13 protein-coding genes are annotated in these 14,529 nt (G+C 76.3%); 4 read left to right on the top strand and 9 right to left on the bottom strand.

Annotated elements, in window-relative coordinates; all coding sequences use genetic code 11:
* Window positions 1-17 precede the first annotated feature (17 nt).
* Both FB00_RS09585 and FB00_RS09580 read right to left on the bottom strand, forming a co-directional pair.
* A complete protein-coding gene (locus FB00_RS09585) occupies window positions 18-659 on the bottom strand; it encodes a LuxR C-terminal-related transcriptional regulator (protein WP_047232675.1) in 642 nt (213 codons plus the stop codon).
* Window positions 656-1,999, bottom strand: coding sequence for a sensor histidine kinase (locus tag FB00_RS09580; protein WP_231581791.1), 1,344 nt, complete (start codon window positions 1,997-1,999; stop codon window positions 656-658). The genes FB00_RS09585 and FB00_RS09580 overlap by 4 nt, the downstream gene beginning before the upstream one ends.
* Window positions 2,000-2,208: 209 nt before the next feature.
* Between FB00_RS09580 and FB00_RS09575 the strand changes: the two genes are divergently transcribed.
* Together FB00_RS09575 and FB00_RS09570 are read left to right on the top strand one after the other, a co-directional pair.
* Window positions 2,209-3,330, top strand: coding sequence for an ABC transporter permease (locus FB00_RS09575; RefSeq protein ID WP_047232674.1), 1,122 nt, complete (start codon window positions 2,209-2,211; stop codon window positions 3,328-3,330).
* A 79-nt stretch (window positions 3,331-3,409) separates the two neighbouring features.
* Entirely contained in the window at window positions 3,410-4,162 is a 753-nt protein-coding gene (locus FB00_RS09570) for an ABC transporter ATP-binding protein (RefSeq protein WP_047232673.1), read from the top strand.
* A gap of 25 nt (window positions 4,163-4,187) precedes the next feature.
* On the opposite strand, the gene FB00_RS09565 is transcribed toward FB00_RS09570, so the two are convergent.
* The 5 genes from FB00_RS09565 to FB00_RS09545 form a co-directional block, all read right to left on the bottom strand.
* Window positions 4,188-5,792: a DUF6297 family protein gene (locus FB00_RS09565; RefSeq protein WP_052877565.1), complete on the bottom strand. Its 1,605-nt coding sequence runs from the start codon at window positions 5,790-5,792 to the stop codon at window positions 4,188-4,190.
* Between the two features lie 2 nt (window positions 5,793-5,794).
* Complete coding sequence (locus tag FB00_RS09560; RefSeq protein WP_082141170.1) at window positions 5,795-6,499, bottom strand: ABC transporter ATP-binding protein; 705 nt, start codon at window positions 6,497-6,499, stop codon at window positions 5,795-5,797.
* 2 nt (window positions 6,500-6,501) lie between these two features.
* Window positions 6,502-7,536: a bifunctional riboflavin kinase/FAD synthetase gene (locus FB00_RS09555; protein WP_047232671.1), complete on the bottom strand. Its 1,035-nt coding sequence runs from the start codon at window positions 7,534-7,536 to the stop codon at window positions 6,502-6,504.
* Window positions 7,537-7,642: 106 nt separating this feature from the next.
* Window positions 7,643-8,623: a tRNA pseudouridine(55) synthase TruB gene (gene truB / locus FB00_RS09550; protein WP_047232705.1), complete on the bottom strand. Its 981-nt coding sequence runs from the start codon at window positions 8,621-8,623 to the stop codon at window positions 7,643-7,645.
* The gene (locus tag FB00_RS09545) at window positions 8,620-9,210 is read right to left on the bottom strand and encodes a TetR/AcrR family transcriptional regulator (RefSeq protein ID WP_047232670.1); all 591 of its coding nucleotides are present in this window, start codon (window positions 9,208-9,210) and stop codon (window positions 8,620-8,622) included. Before FB00_RS09545 ends, truB begins: the two co-directional genes overlap by 4 nt.
* 81 nt (window positions 9,211-9,291) lie before the next feature.
* On the opposite strand from FB00_RS09545, the gene FB00_RS09540 reads away from it, so the two are divergent.
* The gene (locus FB00_RS09540; protein WP_331386740.1) at window positions 9,292-10,683 is read left to right on the top strand and encodes an MFS transporter; all 1,392 of its coding nucleotides are present in this window, start codon (window positions 9,292-9,294) and stop codon (window positions 10,681-10,683) included.
* Window positions 10,677-10,826: a hypothetical protein gene (locus tag FB00_RS23090; RefSeq protein WP_331386739.1), complete on the top strand. Its 150-nt coding sequence runs from the start codon at window positions 10,677-10,679 to the stop codon at window positions 10,824-10,826. Before FB00_RS09540 ends, FB00_RS23090 begins: the two co-directional genes overlap by 7 nt.
* Before the next feature lie 110 nt (window positions 10,827-10,936).
* Here the strand turns inward: FB00_RS23090 and rbfA are convergent, their stop codons facing one another.
* Both rbfA and infB read right to left on the bottom strand, forming a co-directional pair.
* Entirely contained in the window at window positions 10,937-11,380 is a 444-nt protein-coding gene (gene rbfA, locus FB00_RS09535) for a 30S ribosome-binding factor RbfA (RefSeq protein WP_047232669.1), read from the bottom strand.
* 139 nt (window positions 11,381-11,519) lie between these two features.
* Window positions 11,520-14,393, bottom strand: coding sequence for a translation initiation factor IF-2 (infB, locus tag FB00_RS09530; RefSeq protein ID WP_047232668.1), 2,874 nt, complete (start codon window positions 14,391-14,393; stop codon window positions 11,520-11,522).
* Window positions 14,394-14,529 lie beyond the last annotated feature (136 nt).

Here is a 14,529-nt window from a genome sequence, read left to right as displayed (position 1 = left end):
GCACCGCCCGGCGCCCGCTACCCGCGCAGGAGGCCGCGCCGTCGGGCCTCGGCGACCGCCGCGGTGCGCGACGGCGCGCCGAGCTTGTCGTAGACGTGCACGAGGTGGGTCTTCACGGTCGCGCGCGAGAGGAACAGCTCGCGCGCGATCTCGTCGTTGGTGCGTCCCTCGGCGACGAGCGCGAGCACCTCGAGCTCGCGCGCGGTGAGCGCCGTGCCGGGGCTGCGCAGGCGCCCGAGCAGGCGCCGCTGGACGGCAGGGCCGAGCGCGACCTCGCCCGCCGCGGCGGCGCGCACGGCGGCCACGAGCTCGTGGGTCGGCGCGTCCTTGAGGAGGTACCCGCGAGCGCCCGCCTCGACCGCCGCGAGGATGTCGGCGTCGGCGTCGTAGGTCGTCACGACGAGCACGGCCGGGCCGTCGGTCGCGACGATCTCCCGGACCGCGTCGACCCCTCCGAGCCGACCGGGTCCGAACTGGAGGTCGAGCAGCACGACGTCGGCCCGCAGCCCGCCGCGGAGCCGCGCGAGCAGCTCCTCGGCCGAGCCGACCTCGGCGACGACGCGCACGTCCGGCTCGGCCTCGAGCACCGCGCGCAGGCCCGTGCGCACGACCGGGTGGTCGTCCGCGAGGACGACGTCGACGACGGCCGGTCCGGTCATCGCCCCTCCTCGTCCTCGACGGGTGCGAGCGGCACCCAGGCGGCGACCGCTGTGCCTGCGCCCGGCGCCGACTCCACGGACAGCGTGCCACCGAGCTCGGCGAGCCGCGCACGCATCGCCACGAGGCCGAACCCTCCCGACGGCGGCTGCCCGTCCGCGGAGCGGCCGGGGAGGCCGTCGGGGTCGAAGCCGCGCCCGTCGTCGACCACGTCGAGCGCGACGGCTTCCTCCCCCGTCGCGACACCGGCCAGGAAGCTCAGCGTGACCGCGACGCGCGACGCGTCCGCGTGCCGCTCGACGTTGGCGAGCGCGGACTGGGCGACGCGCAGCAGGGCGGCCTCGACGTCCGTCGGCAGCGGCACCGCGTCACCGCTCACCTGCACGACCACGTCCGGCCCGCCGTCGGCGGCGTGCCCGGAGGCGCCGGCTGCGGTGCGAGCCGCGGTGCGACGCAGCGCGTCGACGAGGTTCGACGACTCGAGGTCGGCGGGTGCGAGCGCGCGCACGACGCGGCGCGCCTCGGCGAGGTTGTGCCGCGCGACGTCCCGCGTCTGCTCCACGTACCCGCGCGCGGTGGCCACGTCACCGTCGTCGAGCGCGGTCTGCGCGGCGCGCAGGAGCAGCTCGGCCGACGAGAAACCCTGGGCGAGCGTGTCGTGGATCTCGCGCGCCAGTCGTTCGCGCTCGCCCGCGACGGCGCGCTCGCGCTCGGCCGTCGCGAGCTCGTCGCGCGTGCGGACGAGCTCGTCGAGCGTGCGCTGGCGCTCCTGCGACTCGCGCACGACCGCCTCGAGCGCGAGCACGACGACGACCGCGACGGCGCCACCGATGGCCGGGCCCAGCACGAACGGCAGCGCGAGGTTCGCCGTGTACGCGACCATGACCGCGATCACGAGGAGCACGACCACGCCGACGACGACCGGGCCACGGCGCGGGCCGAGCACGTGCATCGCGACGAACATGAGCGGGAACGCGACCCACACCGCCGTGATCGAGGCCAGGCACAGCGCGACCCACAGCACCACGAGCCCGGTCACCCACGCGCCCGCGGGCCACCACGCGCCCCGGGGCGCACGCACGTCGGCCGGGACCGGCAGGCGTCGCCGCCCCAGCACGTAGAGGGCGAGCAGCGCGGCACCCACCCCGACGGCGACGACGCCGCGCGCCGTGCCCGTCGCGAGGGCCCCGACGAGCGCGAGCACGAGCAGACCCACGAGCAGGACGTCGAGGCCCCGGCGCAACCACCGCGTGGCCGCCGGGACGACCCGTGCGCCGTCCCCGACGAGCCCGGCACGCCCACCGGGCGCGGCTGCGGGCGTCGAGGACGCGGTCGGGATCACGCCGTCACCCTAGCCACGCCGCCCGTGCCCGGCATCGTCCGAACGGTCGATGCCCGGCTCCACCCCACGGCGCCGCAGGACCGACCGGCACGACGATCCGGACCGGCGCCCTCCGCGGGACCGTGGAGGGGACGTCGGGCACACGCGGCACCCACCGGTGCCGGGCCCGCCGTCGTCCACCCGCCCACGGCACCCTGGAGGTCCTCCCCGTGTTCCTCGCCCTGCGCGACCTGCGCCACGCCCGCGGGCGCTTCGCGCTCATGATCACGGTCGTCGCGCTCATCACGTTCCTCGTCGCGTTCCTCGCGGCGCTCACCGCCGGGCTCGGTCGCGCGAGCACGTCGGCCGTGACGGAGCTGCCCGTCGACCGCCTCGCCTTCGCGCCGCCGGCCGAGGGCGCCTCTCCGACCTTCACCGAGTCCGAGGTCACGGCCGACCAGCAGGAGGCGTGGGCAGACGTCCCCGGTGTCCGGAACGCGGAGCCGCTCGGCGTCGCGACGGTGCGCGCGTCCGGCGAGAGCACGGCGGCCGTCACCACGTTCGGCGTCCGGCCGGGCTCCGGCCTGGTACCCGGGGCGGACGACGGGGGCATCGACGTCTCCGCGGGGACGGTCGTGCTCTCGAGCGGCGCCGCCGACGCGCTGGGCGCGGACGTCGGCGACCAGGTCGGAGCCGGCCCGCTCGACCTGACCGTCGCCGCGGTCGCGGACGCCGAGGCGGACTTCGCCCACACGCCCGTCGTCTGGGTCTCGCTCGACGACTGGCAGGCGGTCGGCGCGCGCGGCGGCGCCGCTGCGGGCGACGCTCAGGACGGCCCGACCGCGACCGTCGTCGCGCTGCGGTTCGGCGACGACCCGCCGTCGGCGGACGCGGTCGCCGCGGCCGACGCGGACCTCGGGACGGTCACCACGACGCCGCGCGAGGCGCGCTCCGCCATCTCCTCGTTCACCGCCGAGAACCTCTCGCTGACCCTCATGCAGGTGTTCCTCCTCGCCGTCTCCGCACTCGTCGTCGGCGCGTTCTTCACGGTCTGGACCATCCAGCGCGCCGGAGACGTCGCCGTGCTGCGGGCGCTGGGCGCCTCGACGCGCTATCTCCTGCGCGACGCGATCGGCCAGGCAGGCGTCGTGCTCGGCGTCGGCGTCGGGCTCGGCACGGCGCTCGCGGCCGGGGCCGGCCTGCTCGCGGCGCGCGTCATGCCCGTCGTCGTCGACGTCTCGACGACGCTCGTCCCCGCCGTCGTGCTCGTCGCCCTCGGCGGGCTCGGCGCGGTCCTCGCCGTGACGCGGGTCGCGCGCGTGGACCCGCACGCCGCCCTCGCCGCGCGCTGACCGGCGTCCGGCCGCCCTCGCCCGCACCGAACCCGTCCCCCGACATCCCCCCCAGACCCGAGACCCCCAGGAGCACCCCGTGGACCTCACGCTCGACCGCATCCGCCTCGCGTACCCCGACGGCGACGGCGTCCTCGTCGCCGTGGACGACGTCACGCTCACCGTGCCGTCGGGCACGACCACGGCGCTGCTCGGCCCCTCCGGCGCCGGCAAGTCCAGCCTGCTCGCCGTCGCCGCGACCCTCACGCCGCCCACGTCCGGCGTCGTGCGGGTCGGGGACGACGTCGTTAGCGCACCGCTCGACGCACCCGACGACACCGCCGGCGCGCCGCGGGCCGCGCGCGGGCCCCGCCGCCGGGCGCGGCGTGCCGCGGACCGGGCAGCGGCCCTGCGCCGCGAGCGCATCGGGATCGTGTTCCAGCAGCCGCAGCTCGTGGCGTCCCTCACCGTGCTCGAGCAGCTCGAGCTCATGAGCCACCTGCGCGGCCGACCCGCCGCGTCGCGCCGCGCGCACGCGCTCGCCCTGCTCGACGCGGTGGGCGTCGCGGACCGCGCGGACCGCCGGCCGGAGCACCTCTCGGGCGGTCAGCGCCAGCGGGTGGCGATCGCGCGGGCGCTCATGAACGACCCGCAGGTGCTCCTCGTCGACGAGCCCACGTCGGCGCTCGACCACGAGCGCGGCGTGCAGGTCGTGGAGCTCGTCGTGCGGCTCGCGCGCGAGCTCGACGCCGCGACGCTGCTCGTCACGCACGACGAGGCGACCCTCGGCCCGGTCGACGCCCGCGTGCACCTGGCGGACGGCCGGGTCGTCGAAGTACCGGTCGTCGCCTGACGTCTCCCCCGGCCGCAGGCCGCGGTCAGCGCGCCGCGCGCACGTGGGTCGCGACCGCGAGCGCCAGCACCGCCGCGAGGGCCTGCGCGACGACCGCACCCCAGCCGGGAGCGCCGACGAGGAGCGCGACGCCCAGGGGGACGGCGCCGAGGACCGCTACGTCCGGGCCCTTGCGCAGGACCGCGGCGGCGCCCGTCGGCACGCCGCCCGCGGGCGTCGCGAGCAGCGGGCCGCCCCAGTCGGGCGGCTCGCGGTAGGCGCTGCGCACGGCGGCTGCGCCCTGCACGACGGCCGTGAGCACGCCGAGCGCGACCCAGCGCCCGTCTCCCGTCGCGACCACCAGCGGCGCCGAACCCGCGAGGAGGCACGCGGCGGCCGTGAGCGTGGGGACGACGGCGCGCGCGAACCGGGTCCAGCGCGCGGCGAGCGGCACGAGGGAGTCGACGACGGGCGCCATCTCCGCGGTGCGCGCCCCCTCGGCGCCGAGCACCGCGGCGCCGAGGCCCGCCACGACCAGCACCGCGAAGAGGCCGAACCCCGAGCCGAGGCCCGGGACCTGCTGGGCGACGACCGTCAGCGCGCCCAGGCCGACGAGCTGCGCGAGCGCGGACGGGCTGCGCCCGAGGAGGACGAGGTCGGCCGTCACGACCGCGCCGAACGCGCCGCGCACCGCGGCGAACCGGCGCGGGCGCCGGACGCGCACCCGGGCAGCCCCGGCACGACGCAGGGCGCGGCCGAGGTCGCGCGTGTCGAACGAGAGCACGGCGCCGCCCACCTGGTCCGCGACCGAGCTCTGCGCGCGCAGGACGGTCGCGCCGAGCGACTCCAGCCCGCGCCACCAGCGCAGCACGAGCACCGCCGTGACCGCGAGGAGCCCGACCGCGACGAGCGGCGGCGCGGCGAGCGCGGGCAGGCCGGAGCGGCCGACGACGACGAGCACGAGGCCCGCGACCGGCACGGCCGCGACGGCGACGTCGCTCGCGCGGGCGAGCGCCGCCGCCGCGCGGGTCGACGGCTGGACGAGGCCCGCGACCGAGACGAGCAGGAGGCCGAGGGCGCCGCCGGTGAGCGCGCCCCGCACCGCCGGGCCGGCGTCGAGCCCCGCGGCGACCGCGACGACGGCGGTCCCGACCGCGCCGACGACACCGCCGAGCAGCACCGCCCGGACGAACGACGGCACGACGAGCCCGCGCCGGTCTGCCGGGGTGGGCACCCACCAGCGGACTCCCCCGCTGCCCGCGCCCACCGGGCCCAGGCGCACGGCCGTCCCCGTGAGGAACGCGAGCAGAGCGGCCGTCCCGAGCGCCTGGATCCCGCCCGGACCGAGCACCTGCGCCGAGCCGGCCGCGGCGCCGGTGTCCAGCGACGAGCGCAGCATCGAGGCGAGCCCGATCACCCAGCCGGTCGCGAGCGCGACGGACACCACCGCGTAGGCGACGTCGACGACGATCTCCCCCGGCCCGGCGTCGGCCCGCGCCGCCGCGGCGCGCGCCGTCAGGAGCCGCAGCTCACGGCCGGTGAGCAGCTCGTCGGGGTCGGTGCGCAGCCCGTCCGCCGCGTCGCCGGGACCGTCGTCGCGGCTCGCGCGGCGAGTCTCCCCGGGAGCTCCGTCGGGGTGCGCGCCGGTCACCGTCAGCGCACCGCCAGGAGCGCGTCGTGCGCGTCCGCGGGATCCAGGGCGACGCACGCGTCGTCACCCACGAGCAGGCCACGGGCGCCGGTCCGCGCGACGAGGTCCGGGTCGTGCGTCGCGAGGACCACGGCGACGCCGCTGCGCGCGTCGTCGACGAGCAGGCCCGCGAGCCGTTCGCGCATGCCGGGGTCGAGGCGCTGCTCCGGCTCGTCGAGCACGAGCAGCCCACGGGGCCGCACGAAGCCGGAGGCGAGGAGGAAGCGGCGCCGCTGGCCCGACGAGAGCGCCGACGGGAGAGCCGCCGCCTGCTCCGCGATCCCGAACCGGTCCAGGAGCGCGTCCACGGCCGCCCCCGCACCGACCACGCCGTGCCCGCGCGCGACGAGGACGAGGTGCTCGCGCACCGTGAGCGCGGGGAAGAACGCGTCGTCGTCGAGCACGCCCGCGACGCGCGCGCGGAAGTCCCGCTCGCGCTCGTCGACCGCGCGGCCGAAGGCCCGCACGGCCCCGCCGAGCGCGGGCTGGAGGCCGAGCACCGTGCGCAGGAGCGTCGACTTCCCGCTGCCGTTCGCGCCGATGACGACGACCAGCTCGCCGGGCTGCACGGTGAGGTCCACCGGGGCGCACACGGCGACGTCGGCGTAGCCGACGCGCAGCGCGCGCGCCTCGAGCACGGGGGCAGGTGCCGGGGTCGAGGCCGCCACGGTCAGGCCTCCGGGGCCGTCGCGACCGGCTCCCCGTCCGCGCGGGCGAGGATCTCGCGGGCGCGGGCGACGTCGTCGTGCATCTGCGCGACGAGCGGCTCGATGCCGTCGAAGCGCAGCGTCGGGCGCAGGCGCTCGACCAGCTCGAGGACCACGTCCTCGTCGTACAGGTCGAGGTCGGCGCGGTCGAGGACGTACGCCTCGACCCGGCGCTCGAGCCCGTCGAACGTCGGGTTGGTGCCGATCGAGATCGCGGCCGGGAGGCGGACGTCGGCGTGCTCGGGGTCGGCGCCCGCGAGCTGCGGCCGCTCCAGCCAGCCCGCGTACACGCCGTCGGCCGGGACCATGCCGCTGATCGCACCGAGGTTCGCCGTCGGGAAGCCGAGCTCACGACCCCGGGCGTCGCCGTGCACGACCGTGCCCCGCACGCGGTGCGGCCGGCCGAGGATGCGCGCCGCCTCGCGCACGTCGCCCGCCGCGAGCAGCGCCCGCACGCCCGTGGAGGACCAGCGCACCTGCGAGTCCCCCGGCGCGGCCTCGTCCGTGACGGGCACGCCCTGGTGCTGCCCGACGTCGTCGATCGCCACGACCTCGAAGCCGAACCGCGACCCGAGCTCGACCATGGTCTCGATCGTCCCGGCGTTGTCGCGGCCGAAGCGCACGTCGTGCCCCACGACGACGGTCCCGACCCGGAGCCCGTCGACGAGGTACGTGCGCACGAACTCCTCCGGGGTCTGGCGCGCGAACTCGAGCGTGTACTCCACGAGGAGGACGGCGTCCAGGCCCGTCGCCGCGAGCAGCTCGACCCGGTCGGCGATGCCCGTGATGAGCTCGGGCGCGCTCTCGGGGCGGTGTACCACCGCCGGGTGCGGGTGGAACGTCACGGCGACGGCGCGCGCGGCGCGCGAGCGGGCGAGGTCGACGATCCGCCCGAGCACCTGGGCGTGGCCGCGGTGGACGCCGTCGAAGTTGCCGATCGTCACGACCGACGGGCCGAAACCCGGGGGAACCTGGCTCAGGTCCGTCCACAGGTGCACGCGAGAACTCCTCCGGTGAGGGGGTGGGTCGGGCGCGCCGGCAGGGAGTCGTCGGCGCCGCTGGACAAGACTGCCACGCCCCGGCCCCGACGCCGAACCGAGGACGTCAGGCGGGCGCCAGGACGAGCACGGGCCTCGCGAGGTCGGCGCCGCCGCGGCGCGTGTCCTCGACGAGGGCGACGAGCTCGCCGGCCGGGGAGATCGCCGCCGTGGTCCCGGGCGACCCGGTCCCGGGGATCCACTGCCCGTACGACAGCGCCGTGGCCTCCTGCGCCGTGAGCTCGCGCACGGGGAACGTCGCGCGCGCGGCCTCGGCGAGCGGCAGCGTCGCGAGGACGCCGTCGCGGTCGGCCTGCGCCTCGAGCTCTTCGAGCGTCGAGGCGACGTCGAGCCCGTACCCGCCGACGCGCGTGCGCCGCAGGGCCGTGAGGTGCCCGCCGACGCCGAGCGCCGCGCCGAGGTCGCGCGCGAGCGCGCGCACGTACGTGCCCGACGACACGGTCACGGCGACGTCCACGTCCAGGGCGGGAGGCGCGCCGTCGGGCGTCTCCCCCGCCCCCACCGGGCGCACGTCGAGGACCTCGAACCGCGAGACGACGACGGGGCGCGCCGCGAGCGCGACGTCCTCGCCCGCGCGGGCGCGGGCGTAGGCGCGCTTCCCGTCGACCTTGATCGCGCTCACCGTGCTCGGCACCTGGAGGATCTCGCCCGTGAGGTCGGCGATCGCGCGGTCGAGGTCGGCGCGCCCGACGCCGGACGCGTCCGCGGTCGCGACGACCTCGCCCTCGGCGTCGTCGGTCGTCGTGCTCGCGCCGAGCCGGATCGTCGCGTGGTAGTCCTTGTCCGCGCCGACGACGTACGTGAGGAGCTTCGTGGCCCGGCCGACCCCGAGCACGAGCACGCCCGTCGCCATGGGGTCGAGCGTGCCGGCGTGGCCGACCTTGCGCGTGCCCGCGAGCCGCCGTCCGCGACCGACCACGTCGTGGCTCGTCCAGCCGCCCGGCTTGTCGACGACGACCAGGCCGTCGGGCGCCGTCGGGCGGCGGGGCGCCTGGTCGCGCGGACGCTCGGTGCGTGCGGCGGTCATCGGGCCGCCCCCGTCGACGCCCGACCCGGTGCGTCCGACGGGTCGACCGTGCACCGGACGAGCACCGCGAGCGCCGGGTCGTCGTCGGCGTGCGACGGGGCCTCGACGGCGAACAGCGTGTTGAGCAGCATCCCGCGCGCCACGAAGTCGCGCGCCTCCTCGTCGCTCGCCCCGGCACGCGTGCGGTAGAGGTCGAACGCCTGCGCCAGCACCGCGCGCGCCCGGGTGCCGAGCACCGGGTCGGCGCCGAGCACGAACCCGTGCATGAGGACGCGGAGCTGGTCCGGGTCGGCGATGAGCCGCGTGTACGCCTCGCCCATCGCGGCCTTGGCGTCCGGGCCGGGCGGGACGGCCTCGAACCGCGCGACGATCTCGCTCGCGACACGGTCGAACACCTCGCGGAACAGCTCCTCCTTGGTCCCGAAGAGCCGCACGACGTAGGGCTGGGACACGTTCGCGGCCCGCGCGACCTGGTCCGTGCTGGTGCCCGCGTAGCCGCCCTCGGCGAACACCGCGGTGGCGGCGTCGAGGATCTGCTCGCGGCGCTCGTCGCGCGTCATGCGCCGGACCGGTGCGTCGGAACTCATGGTTGACAGGTTATCAGTCGATTACTAGCGTCACTCAGGAAGTAATCAATCAATGCTTACTCCCGCCTCGGAGGCTCGACCATGACACTCCCCTCGACCGAACCGTCGGCCCCCGCGTCGACCGACGCGCTGCTCGACGACCTGCCCGAAAGCGCGCGCCTCGCGCGCACGACCGTCGCAGACGCGCCGGAGCGCCGCCCGCCGACCGCACGGGCGCCCCGCCCCTCCCCAGAGCCCACGGCACGGCGTGCGCGCCCCGTCGCCCTCGCGCTCGTCGCCGCGTCGCTGCCCATGTTCATGGCGACGCTCGACAACCTCGTCGTCACCGGGGCGCTCCCCGTGATCTCGGAGGCGCTCCGGCCGACCGTCGAGCAGCTCCAGTGGTTCGTCAACGCCTACACGCTCGCGTTCGCGACGCTCATGCTGCCCGCGGCCGCGCTCGGCGACCGCCTCGGTCGCCGCCGGGTGTTCGTCGGCGGGATCGCGCTCTTCACGCTCGCGTCGGCGGCCGCCGCCCTCGCGGACACCCCCGGCGCGCTCGTCGCGGCCCGCGCCGTCCAGGGCGCCGGCGCCGCGGCGATCTTCCCGCTGTCGCTCACGCTGCTCGTCGGCGCCGTCCCGGCCGCGCGGCGCGCGCTCGCGATCGGCGTGTGGGGCGGCGTCTCCGGCCTCGGCATCGCGCTCGGACCGCTCGTCGGCGGCGCCGTCGTCGAGGGCCTGAGCTGGCAGGCGATCTTCTGGCTCAACGTCCCGGTCGCCCTCGTCGCCGTGCCGCTCGTCCTCGCGGCGCTGCGCGAGTCGTTCGGGCGCCGGCAGCCGTTCGACGTCCCGGGGCTGCTCCTCGCGGGCGGCGGCGTGCTGCTCGCCGTGTGGGGCATCGTCGACGCCGAGCGGCGCGGGTGGGGGTCGGCGGCGACGATCGCGACCCTCGCCGCGGCGACCGCCCTGCTCGTGCTCTTCGTCGTCCGGGAAGCCCGCACCGCGCACCCGCTCGTCCCGCTGCGCCTGTTCCGCTCGCGGAGCTTCAGCGCGGCCAACGTCGCGAGCCTCGCGTTCGCCGTCGGGATGTTCGGCGCGGTCTTCCTGCTCACGCAGTTCCTCCAGGTGGGCCAGGGCTACTCCCCCCTCTCGAGGCGGGCGTCCGGACCCTGCCGTGGACGGCCGCGCCCATGGTCGTCGCGCCCCTCGCGGGTGCGCTCGCATCCCGCGTCGGCGTGCGCCCCCTCGTCGTCACCGGCCTCGCCCTCCAGACCGTCGCGCTCGGCTGGATGGCCTCCCTCGTGGACGCGGACCCGACCGTCTACGGCGCGCTCGTGCCGGCGTTCGTGCTCGCCGGCGTCGGCATGGGTCTCACCTTCGCGCCCGTCGCGACGGCGGTGCTCGCCGGGGTCGCGGACGCCGACCACGCGACGGCGAGCAGCGTCAACGCGACGCTGCGGGAGATCGGCGTCGCGCTCGGGGTCGCGGTGCTGACCGCCGTCTTCCTCGCCGCGGGCGGGGCGCTCACACCGGCCGCCTTCGCGACCGGGCTCGTACCGGCCCTCGCCGTCGGTGCCGCCGTGCTCGCGGTCGCCACCGCGGCCGCGCTCTTCCTCCCCCGGGGCACGGGCCGCTGACCACGCCCACCGGGCGAGGACCCTTCTCGCCCGGCCCGCCCGTGGAACGACCGAGGGCCGGTGGCGGCACGCGTCGCGTGTCGCCACCGGCCCTCGGCGCGGTGCGGAGGTCAGCGCTCGGCCGACTCCCCCTCCTCCTCGGCCGTGCGGTACGGGTCCGCGTCCCCGGCGAAGGCCTTGCCTTCGCGCAGGGCCGCGAGCTCCGCGTCGCGACGGCGCGCCTCGACGAGCGCGGCGTCGAGGTGCGCGGCCGTCTCGGGGACGGAGTCGAGGTGGAACTCGATCGTCGGCGTCAGACGGATCCCCGTCTGCTTGCCGACCTCGGACCGGATGAGGCCCTTCGCGCTCTCCAGCGCCGCGGCCGTCCCGGCCCGCTCCTCGTCGGTGCCGTACACGGTGTAGAACACGGACGCGTTCTGCAGGTCACCGGTGACGCGCACGTCCGTCACCGTGACGAACCCGAGGCGCGGATCCTTGATCCGCGTGTCGAGCATCTGCGCGACGATCTCCTTGATGCGGTCGGCGAGCTTCCTCGCCCGAGGGTGATCGACCATGACTTCTTCCTTTCGTGCCGAGCGTTCCGGCTACGGTCCCGACGACCGTACGCCGAACGGTCCCCGTCGGCCGGGCGGGACGGGAGACGAACGCCCGGGGGCGGCCACGAACCGTGACCGCCCCCGGGCGTGACGAGCGTCAGGAACGCGGCTTCTCCCGCATCTCGAACGTCTCGATCGTGTCGCCGACCTGGAGGTCGTTGAACGAACCCAGTCCGATACCGCACTCGAAGCCCTCGCGGACCTCGGTCGCGTCGTCCTTGAACCGCTTGAGCGACTCGACCGTGAGGTTGTCCCCGACGATCTTGCCGTCGCGCAGGACACGCGCCTTGGCGTTGCGGCGGATCTCGCCCGAACGGACGATCGAACCGGCGATGTTGCCGAACTTCGAGGAGCGGAAGATCTCGCGAATCTCCGCGGTGCCCAGCTGGGCCTCCTCGTACTCCGGCTTGAGCATGCCCTTGAGCGCGGCCTCCACGTCCTCGATCGCCTGGTAGATGATCGAGTAGAAGCGGACGTCGACGCCCTCGCGCTCGGCCAGGTCCTCGACGCGCTCGCCGTACTTCACGTTGAAGCCGATGATGATCGCGTTGTCGACCGTCGCGAGGTTGACGTCGTTCTGCGTGATCGCACCGACACCGCGGTGGATGACGCGCAGCTCGACCTCGTCGCCCACGTCGATCTTGAGCAGCGCGTCCTCGAGCGCCTCGACGGCGCCCGACACGTCGCCCTTGAGGACGAGGTTGAGGGTCTCGACCTTGCCCTGCTGGAGCGCCTGCGTGAAGTCCTCGAGGCTGATGCGCTTGCGGCGCTTGGCCAGGAGGGCGGCGCGCTCGGCGGCCTCGCGCTTCTCGGCGATCTGGCGTGCCGTGCGCTCGTCGGGCGCCACGAGGAACGTGTCACCCGCGCTCGGCACGGACGCGAGACCCAGCACTAGGACAGGACGGGCGGGGCCCGCCTCGGTCACGGCGTTGCCGTGCTCGTCGAACATCGCGCGGACGCGGCCGTGGGCCGTGCCGGCGACGATCGCGTCGCCGACGCGCAGCGTGCCGGACTGGACCAGGACGGTCGCGACGGCGCCGCGGCCCTTGTCGAGGTTCGCCTCGATGGCGACACCGCGCGCGTCCTTGTCCGGGTTCGCGCGCAGGTCCAGCGAGGCGTCGGCCGTGAGCAGGACGGCCTCGAGGAGGTCGTCGATGCCCATGTTCTGCTTGGCCGACACGTCGACGAACATGGTGTCGCCGCCGTACTCCTCGGCCACCAGGTTGTACTCGGTGAGCTGCTGGCGGATCTTGGCGGGGTTGGCCCCCTCCTTGTCCACCTTGTTCACCGCGACGACGATCGGGACGTTCGCCGCCTGGGCGTGGTTCAGCGCCTCGATGGTCTGCGGCATCACGCCGTCGTCCGCGGCCACGACGAGGATCGCGATGTCCGTCACCTGCGCACCGCGGGCACGCATGGCGGTGAACGCCTCGTGACCCGGGGTGTCGATGAAGGTGATGGCACGCTCGGTGCCCTCGTGCTCGTGACGCACCTGGTACGCACCGATGTGCTGGGTGATGCCGCCGGCCTCGCCCGCGACGACGTCCGTCTGGCGGATCGCGTCGAGAAGCTTGGTCTTTCCGTGGTCGACGTGACCCATGACGGTGACGACCGGCGGACGGGCCGCCAGCTCGTCGTCGCCCTCGGCCTCGAGCTCCGCGTCCAGGTCGATGTCGAAGGACCCGAGCAGCTCGCGGTCCTCCTCCTCGGCCGAGACCATCTCGATGACGTAGCCGAGCTCGGCCGCGAGCGTGCCGAACGTGTCCTCGTCGAGCGACTGGGTCGCGGTCGCCATCTCACCGAGGTGGAACAGCACCGTGACGAGGCTCGCGGGGTTCGCGTCGATCTTGTCGGCGAAGTCGTTGAGCGACGAGCCGTGACGCAGGCGGACGACGGTCTTGCCGTTGCCGCGGGGAACCTGCACGCCGCCGAGCGACGGCGCCTGCATCTGCTCGAACTCCTGGCGCTTCGCGCGCTTCGACTTGCGCCCACGGACCGGACGTCCGCCGGCGCGCCCGAAGGCGCCCTGCGTGGACCCACGACCCGCGCCGCCACGGCCGCCGCCACCGGGGCGACCGGCGAAGCCGCCGCCACCACCGGGAGCGCCGCCGCCGCCGGGGCGACCGGCGAAGCCGCCACCGCCGCCACGACCGCCGCCGCCACCACCGGGACGACCACCGGGAGCGGGACGCTCGCCGGGGCGACCGATCGAGGTGCGACCGGGCATCATGCCCGGGTTCGGGCGCGGGCCGCCGGGGCGCGGAGCGGGACGCGGGCCACCCGGGCGGGGGCCGCCCGGACGCTCGCCGGACGCCGCCGCGGCACCCTCGGTGCGCTCGGGACGCGAGCCGGGCCGGGGCATGCCCTGGCTCGACGCGAACGGGTTGTTGCCCGGGCGCGGGGCCCCCGGACGCGGTCCGCCACCCTGCCGGGGCATGCCCTGGCTGGTGGCGAACGGGTTGTTGCCCGGGCGCGGGGCGCCGGGGCGAGCGCCCGAGCCACCCGGACGGGGAGCCGGCGCGTTGGTGCCGCCACCCGGCTTGGGCGTGGCGGTGGGCTTCTGGGCCGGCGCGGGGCGCTCGGCCGCGGGGGCCTGGGGCGCCGGTGCCTTCGGTGCCGGCGCGGCCGGCGTCGGAGCCTGGGGCCCCTTCGCGGGCTCGGCCTTCGCCGGGGCGGGTGCCGCCGGCTGGGGCGCGGGCGCCTCCGCCTGGGGTGCGGCCGGAGCGGCCTTCACCTCGGGCTTCGGGGCCGGCTTGGGGGCGGCCGGACGCGCGGGGGCGGGTGCCGCCGCGGGCTTGCTCGCGCCGCCGCCCCCGGCGGGGAAGGCGTCGCGCAGCTTACGGACCACCGGTGGCTCGATGGTCGAGGATGCCGAGCGGACGAACTCACCGAGCTCCGTCAGCTTGGTCATGATGGTCTTGCTCTCCACCCCGAGCTCCTTCGCGAGCTCGTAGACGCGGACCTTTGCCACAACTCTCCTGTCTCGGCCCGCCCCGGACAGGGAGGACCGTCGTTAGTGCTGGGTGCTCATCGCTGGGTACTCATCGGGTGCCCATCGGCTTCTAACCCGCTTCCTTGTCGACGTGTCGTGCAGTGCGGCCCCCGGG

The organism is Cellulosimicrobium funkei, from assembly GCF_001019615.1.
Lineage (GTDB): Bacteria > Actinomycetota > Actinomycetes > Actinomycetales > Cellulomonadaceae > Cellulosimicrobium > Cellulosimicrobium cellulans_E.
The sequence above is the reverse complement of the archived record's forward strand: the minus strand, read 5'-3'. Positions and strand labels throughout refer to the sequence as shown.